General features: G+C 73.5%; 1 protein-coding gene. It reads left to right on the top strand.

Features of this window, described 5'->3' with window-relative positions; translation table 11 throughout:
• Positions 1 to 127 precede the first annotated feature (127 nt).
• The coding region (locus tag PV341_RS45080) for a serine/threonine-protein kinase (protein WP_500361046.1) at positions 128 to 1,002 on the top strand (875 nt) is incomplete at its 3' end.

Below are 1,002 nucleotides of genomic sequence, written 5' to 3'. Positions count from 1 at the left end.
GTTTCTTGGGCGCGGAAATTTGGAATAGAAACCGCCCGCACCCGCACCCGCACCCGCCGCGGATCAACCAGGTGCGGGCCGAACTGGACGAGCTGAGCGACCTGCTGCGCAAGCAGGAGGGCGGTCAGTGAACGGACGGATCGTCGCCGGCCGTTACGAGCTGGCCACGGTCCTCGGTCAGGGCGGCATGGGCCAGGTGTGGACCGCGTACGACCGGCGGCTGGACCGGCGGGTGGCCGTGAAGCTGCTGCGCCCGGACAAGGTGGCCGGCGGCGGCGACGCCGAGGAACTGCGCCGGCGCTTCGAGCGGGAGTGCCGGGTCACCGCCCAGGTCGACCATCCGGGGCTGGTCACCGTCCACGACGCGGGCAGCGACGCGGACGAGCTGTACTTCGTCATGCAGTACGTGGAGGGCGCCGACCTCGCCGACCACCTCGCCGAGCACGACCCCTACCCCTGGCCCTGGGCGGTCGCCGTGGCCGCGCAGCTGTGCGCCGTGCTGTCGGCGGTGCACGCGGTGCCGATCGTGCACCGCGACCTCAAGCCCCGCAACGTGATGGTGCGTCCGGACGGCACCATGGTCGTCCTCGACCTCGGCGTCGCCTCCGTGCTCGACACCGACACGACGCGGCTCACCCACACCGGCACGCCCATCGGGACGCCCGCGTACATGGCGCCCGAGCAGGCGATGAGCGGCGCCGTCGGGCCCCGCACCGACCTGTACGCGCTCGGGGTGCTGCTGCACGAACTGGTCAGCGGCACCGTCCCGTTCGCGGGCGCCACTGCGCTCGGCGTGCTGCACCGGCACCTGTACGAGCAGCCCGTGCCGCTGCGGCAGGTGCGCCCGGAGGTGCCGGAACCGCTGGAGGCGCTCGTGCTGCAACTGCTGGCGAAGGACCCGCAGCACCGCCCGGCCGACGCCCAGGAGACCTACCGCCGGCTGGCGCCGCTGCTGCCGGTGCCCGGCGTCGTCCACCGCCCCCTCGGGCCGATGGACCCCAC

Source organism: Streptomyces sp. PA03-1a, from assembly GCF_033792805.1.
Lineage (GTDB): Bacteria > Actinomycetota > Actinomycetes > Streptomycetales > Streptomycetaceae > Actinacidiphila.
This window is presented reverse-complemented; position numbering and strand designations above follow the sequence as displayed.